The organism is Chryseobacterium shigense, assembly GCF_900156575.1.
In the GTDB taxonomy this organism is placed as follows: domain Bacteria; phylum Bacteroidota; class Bacteroidia; order Flavobacteriales; family Weeksellaceae; genus Chryseobacterium; species Chryseobacterium shigense.
Window position 1 is genome coordinate 578,767 of the sequence record NZ_FTNY01000002.1, and the last position, 21,544, is coordinate 600,310.

The 21,544-nt window shown below is 35.3% G+C and carries 18 protein-coding genes; 8 read left to right on the forward strand and 10 right to left on the reverse strand.

Annotated elements, in window-relative coordinates:
* Positions 1–69 precede the first annotated feature (69 nt).
* The 10 genes from BW964_RS08005 to BW964_RS08050 all read right to left on the reverse strand — a co-directional run bounded on the left by BW964_RS08005 (position 70) and on the right by BW964_RS08050 (position 13,459).
* The gene (locus BW964_RS08005; protein WP_123911927.1) at positions 70–657 is read right to left on the reverse strand and encodes a hypothetical protein; all 588 of its coding nucleotides are present in this window, start codon (positions 655–657) and stop codon (positions 70–72) included.
* Between the two features lie 35 nt (positions 658–692).
* Complete coding sequence (locus BW964_RS08010) at positions 693–1,376, reverse strand: ParA family protein (RefSeq protein WP_076506253.1); 684 nt, start codon at positions 1,374–1,376, stop codon at positions 693–695.
* A gap of 69 nt (positions 1,377–1,445) precedes the next feature.
* Positions 1,446–2,924: a relaxase/mobilization nuclease domain-containing protein gene (locus tag BW964_RS08015; RefSeq protein ID WP_317044330.1), complete on the reverse strand. Its 1,479-nt coding sequence runs from the start codon at positions 2,922–2,924 to the stop codon at positions 1,446–1,448.
* 11 nt (positions 2,925–2,935) lie between these two features.
* Positions 2,936–3,295, reverse strand: coding sequence for a plasmid mobilization relaxosome protein MobC (gene mobC, locus BW964_RS08020; RefSeq protein ID WP_076506257.1), 360 nt, complete (start codon positions 3,293–3,295; stop codon positions 2,936–2,938).
* Positions 3,296–3,356: 61 nt separating this feature from the next.
* On the reverse strand, positions 3,357–3,680 hold the full coding sequence (locus tag BW964_RS08025) for a bacteriophage spanin2 family protein (RefSeq protein ID WP_076506259.1): 324 nt from the start codon (positions 3,678–3,680) through the stop codon (positions 3,357–3,359).
* Positions 3,681–3,752: 72 nt separating this feature from the next.
* Positions 3,753–4,844 (reverse strand): hypothetical protein, encoded by a 1,092-nt coding sequence (locus BW964_RS08030; protein ID WP_076506262.1) that lies wholly within the window; start codon positions 4,842–4,844, stop codon positions 3,753–3,755.
* Between the two features lie 457 nt (positions 4,845–5,301).
* Positions 5,302–7,353, reverse strand: a complete 2,052-nt coding sequence (locus tag BW964_RS08035; RefSeq protein ID WP_056220650.1) for a heavy metal translocating P-type ATPase — start codon at positions 7,351–7,353, stop codon at positions 5,302–5,304.
* 17 nt (positions 7,354–7,370) lie between these two features.
* Positions 7,371–8,627, reverse strand: a complete 1,257-nt coding sequence (locus tag BW964_RS08040) for an efflux RND transporter periplasmic adaptor subunit (protein WP_076506264.1) — start codon at positions 8,625–8,627, stop codon at positions 7,371–7,373.
* A 1-nt stretch (position 8,628) separates the two neighbouring features.
* On the reverse strand, positions 8,629–12,993 hold the full coding sequence (locus BW964_RS08045) for a CusA/CzcA family heavy metal efflux RND transporter (RefSeq protein ID WP_076506265.1): 4,365 nt from the start codon (positions 12,991–12,993) through the stop codon (positions 8,629–8,631).
* Between the two features lie 139 nt (positions 12,994–13,132).
* Positions 13,133–13,459, reverse strand: a complete 327-nt coding sequence (locus BW964_RS08050) for a DUF6660 family protein (RefSeq protein ID WP_076506268.1) — start codon at positions 13,457–13,459, stop codon at positions 13,133–13,135.
* Between the two features lie 135 nt (positions 13,460–13,594).
* Here BW964_RS08050 and BW964_RS08055 point away from each other — a divergent pair, with 135 nt between their 5' ends.
* The 8 genes from BW964_RS08055 (at position 13,595) to BW964_RS08090 (ending at position 21,519) form a co-directional block, all read left to right on the forward strand.
* The gene (locus tag BW964_RS08055) at positions 13,595–13,921 is read left to right on the forward strand and encodes an ArsR/SmtB family transcription factor (protein WP_002981116.1); all 327 of its coding nucleotides are present in this window, start codon (positions 13,595–13,597) and stop codon (positions 13,919–13,921) included.
* A gap of 56 nt (positions 13,922–13,977) precedes the next feature.
* Positions 13,978–14,451, forward strand: a complete 474-nt coding sequence (locus BW964_RS08060; RefSeq protein WP_076506741.1) for a DUF6428 family protein — start codon at positions 13,978–13,980, stop codon at positions 14,449–14,451.
* A gap of 9 nt (positions 14,452–14,460) precedes the next feature.
* Positions 14,461–14,952, forward strand: coding sequence for a GNAT family N-acetyltransferase (locus tag BW964_RS08065; protein ID WP_076506270.1), 492 nt, complete (start codon positions 14,461–14,463; stop codon positions 14,950–14,952).
* A gap of 26 nt (positions 14,953–14,978) precedes the next feature.
* Positions 14,979–15,752 carry a metallophosphoesterase family protein gene (locus tag BW964_RS08070; RefSeq protein WP_076506271.1) on the forward strand — a complete coding sequence of 258 codons (774 nt, stop codon included), beginning with the start codon at positions 14,979–14,981 and terminating at the stop codon, positions 15,750–15,752.
* 16 nt (positions 15,753–15,768) lie between these two features.
* On the forward strand, positions 15,769–16,146 hold the full coding sequence (gene gcvH / locus BW964_RS08075; RefSeq protein WP_076506273.1) for a glycine cleavage system protein GcvH: 378 nt from the start codon (positions 15,769–15,771) through the stop codon (positions 16,144–16,146).
* Between the two features lie 3 nt (positions 16,147–16,149).
* A complete protein-coding gene (gene arsB, locus BW964_RS08080; protein WP_076506275.1) occupies positions 16,150–17,181 on the forward strand; it encodes an ACR3 family arsenite efflux transporter in 1,032 nt (343 codons plus the stop codon).
* Between the two features lie 539 nt (positions 17,182–17,720).
* The gene (locus BW964_RS08085; protein ID WP_076506276.1) at positions 17,721–18,116 is read left to right on the forward strand and encodes a hypothetical protein; all 396 of its coding nucleotides are present in this window, start codon (positions 17,721–17,723) and stop codon (positions 18,114–18,116) included.
* The gene (locus BW964_RS08090; RefSeq protein WP_076506278.1) at positions 18,106–21,519 is read left to right on the forward strand and encodes a hypothetical protein; all 3,414 of its coding nucleotides are present in this window, start codon (positions 18,106–18,108) and stop codon (positions 21,517–21,519) included. Before BW964_RS08085 ends, BW964_RS08090 begins: the two co-directional genes overlap by 11 nt.
* Positions 21,520–21,544: the final 25 nt, after the last annotated feature.

Here is a 21,544-nt window from a genome sequence, read left to right on the forward strand (position 1 = left end):
GCATAGAATACCCTGTATCGTATTTTTAACACGTTGTTTATTAGTGAGTTATATTATTTAGAATAAAGACTACATCGTGGAATGGTAAACTTTGTGTCCGTCATAGTTGGCAACCATTTGAACCAAAGTTTCAGAAAGATTGAGCATCTTCTTCCATTCTTTTATTCTGGAATTTTCTGTGGCTTTGTCTTTAATAATTGGGCTTTGGGGAATCACATCGTAAGGTTTTTGGATTTCCTGTTCTTTTGATACTTTTTCTTTTTGGTTAGGATACGTTTCACTTGATTCAGAATTTTCAGAATTTTTTAGGTTTTCCTTTTCGGTGGAATCCTTTTTTGGTGCATTATCCAATTCATCTAAATCTTGTTCAGATTCAAATCGTTCCCTCAAATACTCCAGATCTTGTCTTTCTTCATCAATGAAATCGGGATGGATTTGATTTTTATTAAAGGATCTCGGAGTGTTGAGATTTTCAACATCTTCAATCCCAATAGTTGCAGTAAGATCTTCGTACTGCTCGGAGATGGCGGACAAAGAAAATTCCTCAGTCTCTTCTTTGTAAATTGCTTTTTCTTTTTTGAGAAACAGATCGTATAAGATGTTACCTGCATAATACATCAGGTAAACCGCCAGTATGCTAAGTGAAATTTTAATCATTTTTTATGTTTTATTTAGTGGATGTTTTTCGGTGTCTAATCTTTGGCTTTTTCCTTCTTTTTCAGAATTTCTATTTTGATCTTTGAGTTTTCATTGATATGCTTTAAAAGTTCATCGAGTGTATTTTCTACGGCATATTTGTGCTTGCCAGCTAGGTTTCTGGTATTAATAGTTTGCAGGATGTTTCTCTTGAATACTGGACTTGGCAGCAGCGTTCCATATTTTGCCAGCTCAATGTCCATTGCTTCCTGATTTAGGTATTTGTATCCTTTATCATATTTGGAACGGATAAATATTCTTTCGGCCTCGCTTTCCAATAATCCCAGCATATTGATAAAAACCAACGTTGATTTTACAGATACATCGGAATATTCAAATGGGATCACGATAAAATCGCTGTATATCAATAAGTCGCTGTATTTAGCATCAAGTGTTCCTGCCAGATCAAAGAGATCGATCTCCTCGCTTTCTTTCAGATCAATAAGAGTATCAAAGTCCGAAAAAGGCTGCCCATCATCTTCACCAATAATCTCAACATCGTACAATTTTGGAATTTCCAACACTTCATCTTCTTTCCATTTGTAGTAAAAGGATTTCTGATAATCAAAATCAAACACATTGATTTTTCTTTCGGAATTAGTGGAAATATAATTGGCTAAAGCAATCGCCAATGTTGTTTTTCCGGTTCCTCCTTTTTGGGTGGCAAAAGTGATGATCATTGGTTGGTTGATGGTTTTTGTTTGATAATTATTAGCTGTAAATTTTTATCGGAAGCCGGAACTTTGGCCTTACCGCCTCTTCCTCCTTCGTTTCTTGAGTTCGTTTTCAGCAGAGTCTTTTGCCGTTCCTGAACTTTTCATCCATTCAAATAGCATTTCGTTGACGGCTTTGTTTAATTCTGTTTTTTTATTATTTTCAGTCCGGTTTTCTGTCTGCACTTCATTTATGCCTATGGGATTTAAAAATTTTTGATATTCCTTTTCTCCGATTAATGGTTGAAGTTTACCCACGTAATGGAATCTGGTATGAAGAGCATACAGCTTTCCGTCTTCAGCAGTCGTTATAGAAATATCTTTTTTTTCATCATTTGTGTTTTTGTTATTTCTAATAAAATCCTTTACTTCAAACTGGACTTTTCGATACGTCTCCAGATCTTTTTTTCCTCGATTTTCAAACATCATAAAGTCCTTGATTTCTGTTTCCGGATTATTCTTCTTAAAAAATTCAAGCAGTATCTTTCTTGTTTCCTGATTGCGAATATTATAGTCCTTCAGGATTTCAAAAGTCTTCTTATCCAGCTTGTCAGAAGTGAATTCAAACACTTCATTCATTTTCATTATATCACCTCCCTTATAAACTTTTCCTGTTTTGTGGTCGATCACGGTGTAGCCAAAAGGATTTTTATCTTCTTTATGATGGAAAACCATATCGATCCCGAAAACATCTTTCAACTTTTTCTGAAGCTCACTTTCAAATTCAGTTTTTGATTTTGAAAGATTTTCTCTGTCAGCTATCTTTTCTTGTGGTAACATTGATTGACTTCGCCTATTGTCTTCCACTTTGAAAACTTTGTTGGAATACAGTTCCTTATATTTATTCAGAATGGCTTTAATCTGTCTGGCTCTACTATCACTTTTACTATTGTCGAAAACAATTTGATTCCCTGAAAGTGTTCGCTGTATGACTCCGTTTTTTAAAATGCTATAAAAATTTTCATCATTTGTGTTTCTGTTTATTTTATAACCATTTCTATGAAGCAAAGTTTCCAACTGACTGAACGAACTTATTTTGTAATTTAGAAGTTTGTGCAATTCTGCTTCTGGACTCTGTCCGTACAATTTTCCCATTGTATTACTTAATGCCTTTTGAGCTTTAAGCCTCTCGTAACTGTCATCGATCTTCTTTCCGGATTGCTTATCAACCCTTGTGGAAACAATGTGGACGTGATTATTATCTGTGTCCTTATGAAATACAACAATGAAAGGTTGTGTCCCGTATCCCATTTCATTCATAAAACCTTCTGCAACATTTTTCAGTTCTTCTTTGCTGTGCCCCTGAAACTTGGTTGAAATGACTGAGTGAAATTGGGGTTTCTTTACTTTTTCGTTTTTTGAAATTGATTTTAAATAATCCCGAACCTCCTTCTGACTACTGGCTTCATTAATGAACGAAGGAAAATTTTTCATCAGCATCAATTCCCCAGTTCCTTTATTCACTTTTTTATCGTTGTAATTGACTCCCGGAAAGCTGAAACCCGCCGGTTTCATTATTTTAACGATCATTGTCCGAGCAAAGAATATATTTTAATAAAAATGTCATTCTGCTTTATCTTCAAATCAGCTATTTCAGATAACTTGTTAGAAAAATCTTGCAGGTCTGCTGCGCTGATAAATTTTTGAGCATTTGCAATTTTTGCGATCTGATTGATGTTGGTTTCTATTTTCACGAATAGATTATCTTGTTTTTCAATGAACGCTAATACTATTCTCCTCTCATCATCCAAAATCCTGTTTTCTACAGAATTGATAATTAGACTTGTCATAGAGATTTTCTTTTCTGAACATATCTTCCTCCAGTATTTCTTTTTTTGATTGTTGATCCTGATAACTATAATCCCGTCTTTTTCATCGGTTTCCATCTTTTTTCAAATTTATAATCCCGCTTTGCTTTATTTTTGTAATGAAAAATTTTGACTGTTTTTAAATTGGTACAAAAATCACTGTTGCAATTGCAACAATACCAACAACGATAGAGCCAGCAATTTTTACTTTTTTCACTTCTCTGATCTGTTTTTTATCAATTGTGATAGAATCTCCTTTTTTAGAAATACCGTAAACATTTTTACCATCTATCGAAGTAATCTTTATTTTATGGATTTTAGCTTTAAATTCCTGAATCTCATATTTATGATTTAGCTCTAAAGAATTGTAGTTTAAAGGCTTACCTTGATTCGATATGATAGATTTGCAAGAGGTAAGTGAAATTCCAATCAACAGAAATAAAAATTTGTAATAGTTTTTCATTGTTTTTATTTTTAGATTTTAAAACGATTAACCTATACATCGTGAGGTGAAAAAAAACTGCAAACTATTGTTCTATGGTAATTCCCAATTTGGTACACCATTCACGCTCTTTAAAATATAAGTTCCGGTAGCTGGTGGCGGTGGAATTGTTTCTGATGCAAAGCCAAATGTACCATCCGCTTTGGCAACTACTTTTTTCGTATAGGATGAATCTCCGTCTGCATTGGGCATTTGGGAAGGTGTAATGCTTAGCTTGCCATTGATATTTAACCATCTCTCAGAAAAATCCCCCGAAATCAAAGCAAATTTGTAATCCGTATAATTGTTCGTGATACTATCCCAAAAGCTGGTTGAACTTGTTGTAACGGGGGTTGAATGTATAGCTAGTTTATTACTTACGCTTCTGTTTCCTGTGGCCGGGCTACCAGCGCCAATGCCAATGAAAATATTATTAGACCCTGTTCGGTTTCCTGTCCCGGACAGATAACCAATTGATATGTTATCATTTCCAGAAGTAATGTAGGACATAGCTCCCGGACCAATTCCAATATTTCTGCTTCCGGAAATCACCCCGTTTGCAATCCCATTCAATGCCGAAACTCCTGCTCCATAATTAAGTTTACCCGTAATTTCGCCTTGAGACATTGCGTAAGCGCTGGCTGAATTTCCCTTTCCGGATGTTATATTTGAATCGGTGGCAAAAATAGAATTGTAATCACCAGTAATTGGACTTCTGGAAATGCCCAGTATGTAATTTTCTTTCTCATCAAAATTAAGATGCAGACTGTTCTTGACGATAAGTTCAACCGTAGAAGTGTTGCCCTTGAGTGCAACTGTATTTAATGGGTCTTCTTGTATAAATGACTTCCATAGATCACCGTCAAAATAATACAACCCGGACTTTGTGATATGAATGACCTGACCGGATAAATTAGTAGCTGGAGATGTTACAAACACGACAGCTCCTTTTTTTGAAGATGAATATGTTTTTGCTGCGAGTTGGTTTCCTGTAATCCTTGGAGGAATAATCCCGTCATAATGATTGGTGTCATTTGGTTTTCCTACAACTTCTAAAGTAGCCTCTGGAGTTTCGGTATTGATGCCAACCTGAGCTTGGATTGATACTACTATTAATGCTAGTAGAAGATGACTCAATTTTTTCATTAGTATTTTGATTAAAAATTCTGTGACAAAATTGGGCGTTAAAACCTTCTAAAACAATAGTATTCAAAGGGTTTGGGCTAAATAAGAACAATCTGGATTAGTTTGGAAAGTAGCGAAGATTAAAAAAGACTAAAAAAGATTAATCTGGAATATTCGCTCAAAATAAGAACAATCCAAAAAATGTTGATGAAATGTTCTTCCTTTATGATAGTAATTAATAATTCTTTATAAAACGATAATCTACTTATGCTTAGAAGGATTTAACTAATAGAAAATGAAATAGTTAAGCAAATTAAATAAGGGATTGCACTACTATCAATGATTAAATACCTAAAGCGAAAGGACGTTAGTTTTTAATCTAACGTCCTCTATGCTTAAAAAAAATATTTTTGTAACTTACAATTTTACTTGCAGTTACATCTAATCTCTCTTGATATAATTTCTAAGAAGATATTTACTAAAAAGTCATTCTTTGAATTCTGACAGCATTTAATATAGCTAATAAAGCAACTCCTACGTCAGCAAAAACTGCTTCCCACATTGTTGCTAATCCACCAGCTCCCAATACCAGTACAATCGCTTTTACAGCAAAAGCTAGAAAAATATTTTGCCAAACGATCTTCCGGGTTTGCTTTCCGATATTGATTGCCATCGGTATTTTGCTTGGCTTATCGTCTTGAATAACTACATCTGCGGTCTCAATGGTTGCATCACTTCCCAATCCGCCCATTGCAATACCTACGTCGCTCAAGGCAACAACAGGAGCATCATTGACGCCGTCTCCCACAAAGGCAACTGTTTCATTTTGTGATTTGATCTCTTTTACTTTGTTGACCTTATCTTCCGGTAGCAGATCGCCAAAGGCGTTAGTAATTCCCAGTTGATCTGCAACAAATTGTACAACAGTGCTCTTGTCTCCACTTAACATCGTGGTTTTTACACCTAAGGCTTTAAGTTTATCAATGCTCAGCTGTGCATCCGCTTTTATACTGTCTGCAATAGTAATGTAGCCTGCAAATTTTCCGTCATATGCAATTGCAATTATTGTATAAACGATCTGAGTAGGGTCAAGATCATATTTGATATTGAACTTATCCATCAATTTAAAATTTCCCACAAGTAGATCTTTTCCGTTGATACTGGCTTTCAATCCGCGCCCAGCAATTTCTTCTGTATTTTCTAATTGTATAGAATGGTCGATTTCGCCGACATATTGATGGATTGCCGTAGCGACCGGATGGGTACTCTTGCTTTCTAAAGCATTTAACATCTTCAGAATTTCATCTTTATTAAATTCAGATTTTAAAGTAACTTCCTGAACTTTAAAGACGCCCTCGGTCATTGTTCCGGTCTTGTCCATTACCACATTTTTAATATTGGCGATAATGTCTAAAAAATTACTTCCTTTAAACAGTATACCGTTCTTTGAAGCTGCGCCAATTCCGCCGAAATAACCTAGAGGAATGCTAATAACCAAAGCGCAAGGACAAGAGATAACTAAGAACACTAATGCTCTGTAAAGCCAGTCACGGAAAACATAATTTTCCACGAACAGATATGGTAGTAGGCATATCAGTACTGCGAGTCCGACGACAATGGGTGTATAAATCCTTGCGAATTTTCGGATAAAAAGTTCAGTAGGTGCCTTCTGAGCCGTCGCATTTTGTACCAATTCCAGAATTTTGCTCAACTTACTGTCTTCGTAAGCAGTTGTCACTTTTACCTGAGCAATAGTCTGTAGATTGATCATTCCGGCAAGCACGCTCTCACCTTTGTTTTTGTTATCAGGCTTACTCTCACCAGTTAATGCAGCAGTATTGAACGATGCGGATTCACTTACCAACTCTCCGTCCAGAGCCAGCTTCTCTCCTGATTTTAGCTGTACAATATCTCCAATTTTCGCCTGTTTGGCAGGGATGGTCTTTGGTTGGTTACCTTCAAGAATGGTCACCTCATCTGGACGCTGATCCAACAATGCTTTGATATTATTCTTTGCTCTCGAAACAGCAAGTGTCTGGAAAACCTCTCCTACACTGTAGAATAACATAACAGCAACCCCTTCCGGATATTCACCGATTGCAAATGCGCCTACAGTAGCAATGCCCATTAGAAAAAATTCCGAAAAAACGTCACCTTTGGCAATGCTTTCATACGCTTCTTTTAGAACGGGTAGACCCACAGGCAAATAAGCCACCGCATACCATACGATCCGTACCCAGCCTTGAAACCACTCCTGCGGAAAAAAGTTATCCAGTACGATGCCTATCAACAGAATAACCAGAGAAACAATTGCTGGTAAAAACATTTGAAATGTATTTTTCTCACCAGTGCTATGGTCGTGGTCGTGTCCGTGGTCCTCGCTGTGCGCTTCAGCTTTGTTATTCTTGGTAGAACAGCATTTGTCATCCTCAAGTAATTTTTTGGCTCCAGCATCATTGTAGATCTTGCCTTCCTGAGGTGTGCAGCAAAGCTGATTTCCTTCCTTGTCGTAAATATGTTTGTGTTCCATTGTTGTAGATTTTAAAATTAATGTTCGTGTTCCCCGGAATTACTCAGTTTAGCATTGACAAAAAATGCACCTTTAATAACAACTTCCACATTTGCAGAAATTTCATTAACGGTTGTAATTGCAGTATATCCCATATCGGAAGAACCTTTTACAACTTCTATTTTTTCAAAATTTGTCATTTTTTCTTCTTTCTCAGGTATCTTCTTCTCATCTAAATGTTCACCTTCCGCCTCTTCGTGATGTTCTTCAGCTTTTTTGTCTGTTCTGACAAAAATGAAATATTTGCTGTCGGCTTCTACAATGGCTTCGTTTGGAACTGCGGGTGTTGTACTTTTATCCAGGCTGACAATTCCTGTGATATTCATTCCGTCGATCAGTCCGGATTTGTTTCCGGTTACAGAACAGTGAACCGAAATTGTTTTGCTGTCGTTTTCAAAGGATGAACCAATGCTGTAGATTTTTGCATCGTACTCGGTTTCAGGATTATTTGTTAATTTAAAATGGACGATTTGCCCAACTTTCATTTTTGGCAGATCCTTTTCAAAAACCTGCAAATCGAGATGCAGGGAACCGTTATCTATGATTTCTGCAACAGGTGATGAGATGTCAACGTAACTTCCAATTTGTGCAGAAATAGTACTGACCGTTCCACTGATTGGTGATGTGATCACTAAACCGGATCGCAAATTTCCATTATTGACATTGGCGGGATTGATGCCCATAATCTGAAGCTGTCTCTGCACAGAAGATCTTTGTGTTCTCAGGGTTTTCAGTTCAGCATCTGAACTTTGAAGGTTCTTCTTTGCGCCGGCATCATTATCAAATAATTCCTTCTGTCTCCTGTATTCCTGTTCTGCAAATACAATCCTACTTTTCACAGTCAGGTATTGCTCTTGCAACTGAATGTATTCCGGATTTGAAATGGAGGCAATTACCTGTCCTTTTCTTACAAAATCCCCGATCTGCACATTCAAAGTTTTAATAATCCCACCATACATTGATGTGACGGTCGCTTTATTATTGTTCGGAACTCTAAGTGCTCCATTGGCTTTGATGGTAGAAGTCAGTTCTTTCATCTCGATTTTGCCCAGAGTGATGCCCACCGCTTTCATTTGCTCTCCAGTCAAGCTAGCGATAGTCTGTGGGGCTTCTTCGCCGTGCTCTTCGGCTTGTTCGGTTTTCACTTCGCCCTCCACTTCAGTTGAAGCATCCTTTTTTCCACAGCCTACGAAAAAAACCAAGACAAAGGCGATGTAGATGATATGTTGTTTCATATTATTTATTTATTAAAGAGTTAATGTTGATCACAGACTGATTGACCAGCTGAATTGATTCCAGATATTTGAGCTGAATATTGGTTGCGGTCTGCAATGCAAAAAGGTATTCAACGTAGGAGATTTCTCCTGTTTTATAACCGAGCTGACCAGCTTTCACAATTTTTTCGGCATTTGGCAAAGCCTGACCGACATAATATTCATATTGCAGAATATCCTGTTTGTATTGGTTCAATACGTTTTCAAGTTGGGCGGACAATTGTTTTTGCTGAAGTTTCGCATTGGATTTTGCCATTTGCTTTTGATAATCCAAGGACTGAATTCTTGCTTTGGTTGCTCCAAACGTCAACGGTATTGATATCCCAATGTTGGCAACGTTAAAACGGTTCCCTGCATTGTAATATTTTTCCTGCCCATTCACGGTATGAAAACCAATGATCGATTGATTCGTATAACCCAAACTGAATTCAGGTAAGCCCTGGGATTTTTCTACATTTTTATTTTTCTCGGCAATTTCCATTTCCTGATAGAATGCTTTGACGGTTGGATGATTGGCAATTGTAGTGCTGTCCAATATATATTCAAATTTCAGTGGCTGATAATTTTCACTAAGCGGAATCTCGATTTGATCATCTGTATTTAAAAGCGTTTTCAAATTTTTGTAAGCATTATCAAGATAGATTTTATTCTGATTTAATAATAGATTGATCTCACCTTTCTGCGTTTCCGCTGTACTGATTTCTATCTTCTTGATGTCACCTGCATTAAATCTGACGGTTGCAATCCTGATAAAATCCTGATACAGACTATCGAGTTTCATTAGTTTCTTCTGATTGTAGTGTAAATATTCAATCTGATAAAAATACGTTCTGACCTGTTTTGCAAGCTCATTAACAGTTAGTTCTCTGCTGATCTGTTTCCCTTTGATTTCCTGAGCAATAAGTTCCTTTCTTGCCTTAAACAAAGTCGGGAAAGGAATACTTTGAGAAATGGAAAACGACTGGTCAAACTTCGGACTGTTGTATTGTCCAAGCTGCGCACTAAAATTCATTTTTGGAAGTTCATTGGCTGTAGGTTTTAAGGCTTCAGAAACTTTAATATCCAGATCCTTCGTTTTTACTGAATAATTATTACTCAAAGCCATTTCTGTCGCCTGCTCCACCGATAATGTTTTTATATTTTGAGCATTTAAAGTTTGCCCTACAAGTAAAAATCCTACAACGACAATCGTTGTCAAAGATTTCATTTTAAAATGATTCTTTCTGAATTTTGTATTGAAAATAATGTACAACATTGGCAAAACAAATAACGTCAAGAAAGTCGCAGTGATCAAGCCACCTATAACCACTGTTGCCAACGGTTTCTGAACTTCCGCTCCGGCTCCTGTTGAAATGGCCATCGGAAGAAAACCAAATGAAGCTACGGCTGCGGTCATTAAGACTGGTCGAAGTCTTGTTTTGGTTCCTTCAAAAACACGTTTGAGAATATCGGTTTCGCCATCTTTTTCCAATTGATTGAAGGTTCCGATAAGAACAATCCCATTAAGAACGGCAACGCCAAACAAAGCGATAAAACCAATCCCAGCGCTGATACTAAATGGCATATCTCTTATCAATAATGCGAAAATTCCGCCAATTGCACTCATCGGTATCGCAGTAAAAATTAATGCAGCCTGCTTAAATGAGCGGAATGTGAAGTATAACAAAAAAAATATCAGGAGTAAAGAAACCGGAACCGCAATCATCAGTCTTTTGCTTGCGGCTTGGAGATTTTCAAACTGACCGCCATAAGTAAAGTAATACCCTGAAGGTAATTTTACTTGCTTATCCAACTTAGTTTGAATATCTTTTACTACACTTTCAACATCACGGTCTTTCACATTAAATCCAATCACAATTCTACGTTTCCCTTCATCACGGCTGATCTGAGATGGGCCTAGTTTATAGCTGATATTCGCTACCTGGGAAAGTGGGATCTGGTTTCCGGTACCAGTTGAGATCATCAAATTATTGACGTCATCGATATTGGTTCGGTGAAGACTGTCGAGTCTGACAACCAGGTCAAAACGTCTTTCGTTCTCAAAAACCTGACCAGCAGATTTACCTGCAAAAGCTGTACTTAAAGTATTGTTAACATCCTCAATACTCAACCCATAGTTTGCCATTCTTGTGCGGTCATACTCTACATTGATCTGTGGTAGCCCGCTGATGCGTTCAATTTGTGGAGCAGTAACCCCATCAACAGATTGAATGACTTTACCGACCTGATCTGCGTAAATTGTAAGGGAATCCAAATTTTCACCAAAGATTTTCACCGCCACATCCTGACGGATTCCAGTCATTAGTTCATTAAAGCGCATTTGTATAGGCTGGTTCTTCTCGAAAAATACACCGGGAATCAATTCTAATTTTTCTGAAATTTCATCTGCCAGCTCATCATAAGACTTTTTACTCTTCCACTCATCCTGTGGCTTTAAAACAATGATCAGATCAGTCGCTTCCGGAGGCATTGGGTCAGTGGGAACTTCGGCAGCCCCTGTTTTTCCCACTACCATTTTCACTTCATCAAAACCTTTGATGATTCGGGATGCCTGCATAGACGTTTCAATACTTTGCGACAGTGAACTTCCCTGCGGCAATATGCAGTGAAAAGCAAAATCTCCTTCCTGTAATTGCGGGATGAATTCTCCTCCCATCCTGCTAAAAATAATTAGGCTCAATGCGAATAAAGCAATAGTCACTGAAACAATCACTCCTTTAATTTTTACCGCTTTTTGCAATATTGGCTGGTAGATACCTTGCAGTTTATCCATCAACTTATCAGAGAAACTTGCTTTTGTCGAAATCTTTTTAGATAAGAACAAGGCGCTCATCATAGGAATATAGGTCAACGATAGTATCAAAGCTCCTAAAATTGCAAAGCCAACTGTTTTTGCCATTGGCGTGAACATCTTACCTTCAACACCCACCAAAGTTAGAATAGGAATATAAACGATCAAGATAATAATTTCCCCAAATGCAGCACTGTTTCTGATTTTAGAAGCGGAAAGGAAAACTTCTTCATCCATCTCTGACTGTGTCAGTCTTTGAGTAGATTTTCTAAGTCCCAAATGATGGAGTGTAGCCTCCACGATGATCACGGCACCATCAACGATCAATCCAAAATCTATCGCGCCTAAACTCATCAAGTTGGCACTGACTCCGAAAACATTCATCATCCCTAATGCAAAAAGGAGTGATAGTGGGATTGCAGAGGCAACAATCAATCCTGCTCTGAAATTTCCTAAGAATACGACCAGTACAAAAATTACGATGAGTGCACCTTCAATAAGATTTTTCTCAACCGTATTAATTGCTCTTCCAACAAGATCTGTACGGTCCAGGAACGGCTCTATAATCACATCATTTGGGAGTGACTTCTGGATCGTCGGAATTTTATCCTTAATTAAATTGACAACTTCATTACTGTTTGCTCCTTTCAGCATCATAACAATACCACCAACAGCATCTACCTGACCATTATAGGTCATTGCTCCATAGCGAACTGCACTGCCGAGACGGACTTCCGCAACATCTTTGACAAAGATGGGAACACTGCCAGTTTTATTATCAATGGCAATATTTCTAATATCCTCAAGCGAAGTTACGACGCCGATTCCACGAATGAAATAGGCATTTGGTTTTTTATCAATATAAGCCCCTCCTGTATTCTGATTGTTCTTTTCTAAAGCGGTGAAAAGGTCTGTGATGCTGATTCCCATTGCCCTAAGACGGTTGGGATCGACAGCTACTTCATACTGTTTCAGTTCTCCTCCAAAACTATTGACTTCTGCAACACCGGGAGTTCCGTTCAGCTGTCTTCTTACGATCCAATCCTGCATTGTTCGCAGTTCTTTGGAGGAATACTTTTTCTCGCTACCTTTTTTCGGATGGAGAATATACTGGTACACTTCCCCTAAACCAGTGCTGACTGGCGAAAGCTCAGGCGTTCCAACGCCTTTCGGGATTTCTTCGGAAGCTTCCTTCAGTTTTTCAGTTATGAGTTGACGTGCAAAATAGACATCAACATTTTCCTTAAATACAACGGTAATAACCGATAGACCGAATCTTGATATACTTCGGGTTTCTTCGATATTGGGAATATTGGCAATGCTCTGTTCAATTGGGAACGTTACCAGCTGCTCTACTTCTTGTCCCGCCAATGTCGGGCAAACTGTAATGATCTGAACCTGATTGTTGGTAATATCCGGTACAGCATCAATGGGTAATCTCGTTGCACTCCACGAGCCCCATATAATCAACAACAAGGTCATTACGCCAATGACAATCTTGTTCTTGATGCTAAATTTTATGATTTTATCTAACACAGAATTTAATTTAATTTTTTATAGAAATTGCTGTTGAATAATGAGCAGAACCTGTCCGAATATCATTAAAATTGCAGCAAACATAATATTGAAGACAATGCATCAATTGCAGTGTCTTGCAAAAAATCTCGGTAAAAAATTAAATTTTGGGAGGTTGCCAAATGTGGTCATAAACCTGATAGGCAATGTTATTCTTGTGAAAAAGAATCTTTTCTGAAAGATAGAAGGAAATCTTTGTTGGAATTTCTAATAAAGGTTCAACCTTAAATGCAATAACCGTGATTTGGCAACAGCTACAAAAACAGAAAGGAGAACAGGTATCATCACTTTCGTCAGAATGAGTATCCTCCGCCTGCATCGAAGTTTTGGCAGAATGATTTGATAAAGACTGTGCATTGATATCACTACACGGCATTACCAATAATGCGATGAAATAGAATGTCAATATAAGTCTTAAAATTTTCACTTTACAAAAGTATTAAATTTTGATTTATGTTTTACTTTTAGAAAAAACTATCTTACAAGTGAGTGAAGAAAAAAGATAAATCATTTTTTATACTTAAATATTAATCGTAATATTGCAATATTAAACAGTACAATTATGGGAGCTACTAAAACAGAACATTTTACAGACAAGCAAAATCAGATTGCAACAATCGCAAAAGCATTAGGACATCCTGCGCGAATAGCGATTATTGAGTATTTGATGAAAGTCAATGAGTGTATCTGTGGAGATATCGTGAACGAATTGCCCTTAGCTCAACCAACCGTCTCTCAGCATCTGAAAGAACTGAAAAACGCAGGGATTATAAAAGGTAACATTTCCGGAAATGCTATCTGCTATTGTATAGACGAAAAGACTATCGAAATTCTAAACACTTATTTTTCCGCAATAGTACAAACTGTTACCAAATCAAAATGCTGTTAAGTATTTTTTTACCTAAATATATCGCAATATTGCATTTAAACTATAAAGATTCAATTATGAAATTATCAGAAGTAAAACAAATTTTACCAACATTAGAAAATGTTGAATTCCAATTAGAAAATGGAGCTTTTGTTCCGGAACATTTTCACGTTACGGAAGTAGGAATGATTAATAAAAACTTTATTGATTGTGGCGGTGTCATCCGTTCAGAGAAGGTTGTGAATTTTCAACTTTGGAATGCAGACGATTTTGAACATCGTTTGAAGCCTAACAAATTACTCAACATTATCAAACTTTCTGAAGATAAATTGGGAATCGAAGATTTTGATATTGAAGTTGAATATCAAAGTGAGACAATCGGTAAATATGATTTAGAATTTAACGGGAAAACATTTATTCTAAAAAATAAGACTACAGCTTGTTTAGCACAGGACGCTTGTGGTATCCCACCAGAAAAAGAAAAAAAGAATCTAATTGAACTTGGTATAAACCAAAACAATTCTTGTACGCCAAATTCTGGATGCTGCTAATTGATTGCAATGGAATTTAAACCGATTACCGAAGATAATTTTCCAGAGTTGGTAGAAATCTATGGTCAGGGATTAGCAACCAATATTGCCACTTTTCAAAATGATTTGCCAATATGGGAAGATTGGGATAAAGGACACCTTAATTTTTGCAGGATCAGTATTTATGAAAATAACGAATTGCTTGGTTGGGCTGCATTATCTCCTGTCTCCAGCAGATGTGTTTATTCGGGCGTAGCTGAAGTAAGTGTTTATGTAGCAACAATTGCAAGAGGAAAAGGGATTGGTAAAATGTTGTTGAATGAATTGATTAAACAAAGTGAGTCAAATGAAATATGGACTTTACAATCCGGGATATTTGCAGAAAACCAAAATAGCATAAGATTACACGAGAAATGTGGTTTCAGGATCGTCGGCTATAGGGAAAAAATTGGAAGAAAGAATGGGGTTTGGAAAGACACTGTCTTGATGGAATGCAGGAGTAAAATTACCGGAATAGATTAAAAATAAAAATTATAAATCAATAAAAAATGAAAATTGCATTATTCAGCGACATTCACGCTAATCTCCCTGCATTGGAAGCATTCTTTGCAGATGTTGAAAAAAGAAATCCCGACAGCATTTATTGCTTGGGAGATTTAGTAGGTTACAATATCTGGCCTAACGAGGTGGTCAATGAAATCCGTAAAAGAAGAATACCAACTATTGCTGGCAACTACGATTTTGGCATTGGGAGAATGAGCAATGAATGCGGTTGCGCTTACAAAACAGACGCTGAGAAGGACAACGGAAACATTTCCATTTCTTTTACCAATTCTTTGATGAAAGACGACGAACGTGCTTACCTGCGTACACTTCCAGCACATATAAAAGTAGAATTTCAATTGAATGAAGACAAACTAAACCTGCTTTTGGTACACGGGAGTCCGAGAAAAATAAATGAATATCTTTTTGAAGACCGTGAAGAAAAAAGTATGCTCCGCATTATGGAACAAGCTGACGCCGACATTATGTGTTTTGGACATACCCATAAGCCATATCACAGGGTTTTAAATTCGGATATTGATGGACAGGATCATTTTCGTCACGCAGTAAATATCGGTTCTGTTGGGAAGCCGAAAGACAATGATATCAGAGGTGGTTACGTGATGTTGACAGTTGATGAAAACAGTTCTATATTGAACAAAGAAAGCATCAGTGTAGAATTTATCCGCTTCGACTATGACTTTGAAAAGGCAGCGAAAGCAGTGGAACAAAGTCCTCTTCCAAACGAGTATGCAGAAAATCTAAGATGTGGTTACTAATCTTTAATATCTAAAAATGGAACTACCAAAAGATCTACATTATTCTAAAGAACATACTTGGGTTCGTATTGAGAACAAAACTGCAACTGTCGGTATTACTGCATATGCTCAAAAGGAATTAGGAGAAATCGTATATGTTGACCTACCTAATGTTAATCATAATTTTAAACAAGACGAAGTATTTGGTTCTGTAGAAGCCATTAAAACCGTCAGCGACCTATTTATGCCTCTTTCAGGGAAAATAATTGAAACCAACGAGCAACTTTTAAAAGAGCCAACGCTTGTAAATTCTAATCCATTTGATAATGGCTGGATGGTAAAAGTTGAAATTGAAGAACTAAGAGAAACTGAAAATTTATTAACAGCGGAACAATACGCTCAACTCAATAATTAGACGATGCAACCAAAACTAAAATTCCTCGACCGCTTTCTTACCTTATGGATATTTTTAGCAATGCTTTTGGGCGTTGGGTTAGGATATTTCTTTCCTGATATTTCTACTGTCACAAATTCTTTGTCTGTCGGAACAACTAATATTCCTTTAGCAATAGGATTGATTTTAATGATGTACCCTCCCTTGGCAAAAGTGGATTATACTCTTTTACCAATGGCTTTTAAAGACAAGAAAGTAATGTCGGTATCATTACTACTCAATTGGATTATCAGCCCTATTTTAATGTTTGTTTTAGCTATCATTTTCCTACGAGACGAGCCGGACTATATGATTGGTCTGATTTTGATTGGTCTAGCAAGGTGTATTGCGATGGTAATTGTATGGAATGATTTAGCAAAAGGTAATAGAGAATATGCAGCACTGCTAATAGCATTAAACAGTATTTTCCAATTGGTGTTCTATAGTTTTTATGTCTGGCTTTTCATTAATGTACTACCACAAAAACTAGGCTTAGGTAATTTCAATGTTGCTGTACCAATGAAAGACGTTGCCGAGAGTGTATTCATTTATTTAGGGATCCCATTTATTGCAGGATTTTTGAGCCGCTATTTCTTGATTAAATTAAAAGGAAAAGAGTGGTTCAATAGAAAATTCATTGCGGCTATTTCACCTATTACTTTGTATGCTTTGCTGTTTACTATAGTATTGATGTTCAGTTTAAAGGGAGACAAAATTTTAGAGCTACCAATGGACGTTGTTAAAGTTGCTATCCCATTAATAATTTACTTTGTTCTTACATTCTTCATCAGCTTTTTCATTAGCAAGGCATTGAAAGTCCCTTATGACAAAAATGCTTCTATTGCTTTTACGGCAACAGGAAACAATTTTGAATTAGCGATTGCCGTAGCGATTGCGGTTTTCGGAATCCATTCCTCACAAGCATTTGTTGGGGTCATCGGCCCTCTTGTGGAAGTACCTGTTTTAATTTTATTGGTTAGGGTTAGTTTATGGTTAAAAAGAAAATACTATTCTTAAAAAAAATATTAGCTGAAACTCTAAAAAACAAGTTCCGCAGTTTTTTCCCCTTTTTGCAAAAAAGGCAAGATCGTCTTTGGATATCAAACTTGAAAAGTTTGTATATACAAAGACACATCTTGCTATAAGAACGCACGAGTTTTTTAGAGAAACAAAAAAACAATATAAATATTTGATTATAAATATTTTAAAAGACATTATTATGCAATCAAAAAAAATAATAAAATGAAGATATCTTATTACACACTTTTTTGTTCAGGTTTGGAGTGAAACTGTAAACTTTCTACTCAGGTCTTAACAAAACCTGTAAATTACTTTTACAGGATTGCGGTTTATATTTATGATTTTATTGCAGATAAAATGCTAGGTTATAAGATTTTTTTGGCTGCAAATATTTTATGCAGGTTAAGGTAACAATGCCATATTAGAAGTTTTTAGTTGTGTACTAGTTAAACTCCGCTACAATACACTGTCAATTTGACACTTTTCAAATTGGTACATTGCTTGTGATAATCTACTAATATTTAAACATTTAAACTATGCCATTAATTACTACAGCAGCCATTGCTGCATTATACCCATTTTTAATTGAATTAGCTAAGAAAAGTGCTGAGAAAGTTGTTGATACATCAAGTGAAAAACTAACCGAAGGAAGCATTGATTGGTTAAAGTCTTTATTTTTCATAAATAATGAACCAAAAAATGCGCTTAAAGAATTAATTGATGCTCCTGAAGACAAAGAAAGACAAAATGTCATTAAAGCAATAATTGAGAATTCTATTGAAGATAATCCTGAAAATGACAAATTTCTAAAGGAAATTCTTAACAGAGTTCCAAAAACAGAAACTTCGATACACAAAAGTAAAAACGTAAATACAGGTAACGTAAATACTCAAGGTGGTAATTTTAGGATAGGCGACGATTATGGAGTATAAAAATGTAAACACTGGAAATATCGATGCTGAAAGCGTTGAGATTGGTGATAAGATTTATAATAACATTACTCAATTTATAGATGGATTAGGTCTTTTACTTACAGAGTATAAGCAACAGCTTGATGAAATCAACCACCTGATTCTGGCTTTCAAACCCAAAACAGCTCTTGTTTTACTTCAAGCTCTTGAAAAAAGAATAAATGACAGCCAGACTACAGTAGATAATAAAACAAAAAGCAAGTTATTATTCTTAAAAGCTCTTTGTAAAAGAGAATTGTCTGAGTTTACAAGTCAAGAATCTGCAAAAGATTTCATTCACGCTTATAATCTCAATAAAGAGGATGAAGTTTTAAAAACCAAAGCCTGCATAGAATATCTTCATATTCCAGATTCTCAAAAAGCTGTAATATTAGCAGACGAATTATTAAGTATTGATGAGTATAATCTTACAGCTTGGATAGTAAAGACAATAACGTCCAGTAATATCAAACAATTTTTAAAAACTGTTCCTAATGTAATAATCAACGATTACGGTTTTCGTCACAGTATAATTTATCACATTATAAGAGTCGAGAAACTTAATTATCTAGAAGATTTGAGACAATATAATCTTAAGCTAACTTTTGATTTCGAGAGGTACAAAGAAATTAATTTTCAGAACAAGGACTCATTTTTAATTGCTATAGATCTTTTTGTAAATAGAACTTTCAATGACCATCCTATTCGATACATCAACGGAAAACATTTTTCTATTGAACGTTTTCCAGAATTGAATAGTGGTTTGAGCCTCATCGAGAAATATGTAGTTGGTCTAGAAAACTCAGAAATCGCAGATTCCACCAAAAATCAAAAATTTTATCTCCATTTTTTAAAATACTTAATATCCAATAGCCCTGAAGATATACAGATATTAGAAAGTTTATACAATGAAATAGAAAAACCTAAATGGTTTTTCACTAATGCAATATGCCAGATTTATAATCACCAAGAGCATTACCAAAAGGCATTGGATTGTTTAAATCTATATGAAAAATCAGGAGAAGAACTACATTCTGAATTTTACCTTTTCAAATCAATCGTTCTTTATCTTCTTGGTAAGAATGATGATATTGATGAATTGTATAAAAATTATTTGGAATCGACAGATATTCTTGATGAACGACATTTGTTCAACATTATCAGTGCATTTTTCAATGTTCAAAGGCAAATCGGAAATAAGCACAAATATGTTGAATATCTAGATTTAGCCCTGCAAAAAAACTTTTATCCAAACGAGATTAAGACTTTATTAAAAACAATTGTAGATTTAAGATATATTGAGAAATATGATGAAAAAGAAGTTTATAATTCCCTGAATAGCATAAAAGATAGTGTGGAGTTAAATATTAACTGTAAAAATCTTATTGCTGAGGATTTAGATTTTATAGGGAAAACCAACGAAGCAATACAATATCTGGATTCATATTTAGACAAATCAAAAGTTTCTGGCACCCTACGACTTTACATATTATTACTTGATAAACAACTCTCTGATAAAAATGATTCAGAACAGTTTCGTTACAAAGAATTACTAACTCTTTTAGAGTTTTGGAGGTTAAACAGCAGTTTTGTAGATGAACACCTTTGTAAAATCGAGTATAATCTTTATCTAACAATTAATGACTTTCCAAAGCTAAAAACAATCAGTGAATTTCTATATATTAAATTTCCAAGTAACGAACGATATTTGTATTCTTATTTAGTTTCGCTTGAGAGATCTAGTGATTTTGATAAAATCAAAGATATTTCTGAAAGTATGTCTGAGATCTTTAATGATGAAGAAGTAGGAGTTTTTATTTCTGGAATCTTGGGAAGAAATGACATTAATCCAAAAAAAGGATTCGATATACTTTACAACCTGGCAAAAAATCCTAGTAATACAATGGCCAGAAAAAACTATATGGTGGGATCTACTCTATATGATTCATTTTTTGAAAGATATGACGAGATTTGTTTTGGATACTATGTGTTGTATACAATTGGTGATCAAAAATTTCGCGAACAGATTTCTCCAGGTAATGAACTTCATAAGAATTTAATTGGGAAAAAAATTGGAGATCAAGTGTCTATACCTTCCCCAATGACCAATAGAATTAATTCTGTAGTGATTATTGAGATATTCAATGATGCTGTAAACTTATTCCGAGAAATCAATGAAGAGGCACATAATCCGCTAAATAATCTGGGATTTGAATCTTTTCAGACACCTACAAATCCTAAGGATTTTGAGAAAATGCTTATTGAGCAATTTGGCATTAGTGGTTCCCAAGAAAATGAACGAATTAGAGAATCACTAAACAATTATTACAGCTGGAAAATTGGATATACGGAAGTTGTAAGAGCTGTATTCAAAGATAATTTTATAGATGCCTATCTACATCTAACAACTGACTCTGGTAGTAAGTTCACTACACTTCCCAATAGATTAGTCAGGTCAATCACAGATAGTCCTGACATTCTATTCGCATTGGATTTTAGTTCTTTGATGCTTTTTTATTTCTTGGAAAAAGAACTTGATTTCAAATTCATTCATAAGTTTAAAATATCTTATTACATAAAGGAACATATTGAAAATAAAATTTTAGAATTAAAAGGTTCTCACAAAACGTTTATGTTTGTTCAGATAACTATGGATGGTGTCAGACCAAGCCCAGTTCCTGAAGATTACAATGAAAAAAGAACTACCTTTTTTCAATCGATTTTAGATTGGGTAAATGAAAACTGTGAAATCGATTATGTTGAAGAAAAGCTAAATGTTCTTCCTAAATTAAAACAAAATGAATCTAATTTCACAGGTAATTTTTCAAATTTAATGGTAGACAATATGTATTTTTCATCTAATGATAAGTACAGATTGATAAGCAGTGACAGTTCTTTAATAAGAATAAAATCTGAACAAAACCTATATTATAATTATATAAATCCAGAAAAATATTTGCTCAGTTATTATCCCGAAAAATGTAACAGTGAGTTTTACAGATTTCTTCTGAAGTCAAAATATTTGGGAATAGGAATAGGACTTGACACCTTAAAAAACGAATTCTATGACTTTATAGCAGGTAGAGAGAACTACTACCCTTTAGTATTAGAGAATCTACAGTTTACAATACACGGTGATGAATCAGTCATTAATACTTGTATTAAATTTCTAAAGCATCTATATTTAATCAATTCATTATCTATGAATGATAAAAACAGATATGCTTCTGAGATATTTAGAAATACATTCTACGGTATTCCATCAAATTTAATTCTTAAATATAAGTCCCAGCTCGCAACCGAGTTTAAGTTGTTAGGAACCAGTTATGATGAAATATTAAAAGAATTTGATTTAGCGGTCAAATTATATTACAATAAATCTTAGAAATTCTTTCAAAAAGATTGCAACC

Coding starts and splice junctions, on each gene's coding strand:
- BW964_RS08005 (WP_123911927.1), bottom strand. CDS start 657: ATGATTAAAATTTCACTTAGCATACTGGCGGTTTACCTGATGTATTAT.
- gcvH (WP_076506273.1), top strand. CDS start 15,769: ATGGAACTACCAAAAGATCTACATTATTCTAAAGAACATACTTGGGTT.
- BW964_RS08010 (WP_076506253.1), bottom strand. CDS start 1,376: ATGATCATCACTTTTGCCACCCAAAAAGGAGGAACCGGAAAAACAACA.
- BW964_RS08070 (WP_076506271.1), top strand. CDS start 14,979: ATGAAAATTGCATTATTCAGCGACATTCACGCTAATCTCCCTGCATTG.
- BW964_RS08090 (WP_076506278.1), top strand. CDS start 18,106: ATGGAGTATAAAAATGTAAACACTGGAAATATCGATGCTGAAAGCGTT.
- mobC (WP_076506257.1), bottom strand. CDS start 3,295: ATGGAAACCGATGAAAAAGACGGGATTATAGTTATCAGGATCAACAAT.
- BW964_RS08040 (WP_076506264.1), bottom strand. CDS start 8,627: ATGAAACAACATATCATCTACATCGCCTTTGTCTTGGTTTTTTTCGTA.
- BW964_RS08085 (WP_076506276.1), top strand. CDS start 17,721: ATGCCATTAATTACTACAGCAGCCATTGCTGCATTATACCCATTTTTA.
- BW964_RS08065 (WP_076506270.1), top strand. CDS start 14,461: ATGGAATTTAAACCGATTACCGAAGATAATTTTCCAGAGTTGGTAGAA.
- BW964_RS08030 (WP_076506262.1), bottom strand. CDS start 4,844: ATGAAAAAATTGAGTCATCTTCTACTAGCATTAATAGTAGTATCAATC.
- BW964_RS08015 (WP_317044330.1), bottom strand. CDS start 2,924: ATGAAACCGGCGGGTTTCAGCTTTCCGGGAGTCAATTACAACGATAAA.
- BW964_RS08055 (WP_002981116.1), top strand. CDS start 13,595: ATGGGAGCTACTAAAACAGAACATTTTACAGACAAGCAAAATCAGATT.
- BW964_RS08025 (WP_076506259.1), bottom strand. CDS start 3,680: ATGAAAAACTATTACAAATTTTTATTTCTGTTGATTGGAATTTCACTT.
- arsB (WP_076506275.1), top strand. CDS start 16,150: ATGCAACCAAAACTAAAATTCCTCGACCGCTTTCTTACCTTATGGATA.
- BW964_RS08060 (WP_076506741.1), top strand. CDS start 13,978: ATGAAATTATCAGAAGTAAAACAAATTTTACCAACATTAGAAAATGTT.
- BW964_RS08035 (WP_056220650.1), bottom strand. CDS start 7,353: ATGGAACACAAACATATTTACGACAAGGAAGGAAATCAGCTTTGCTGC.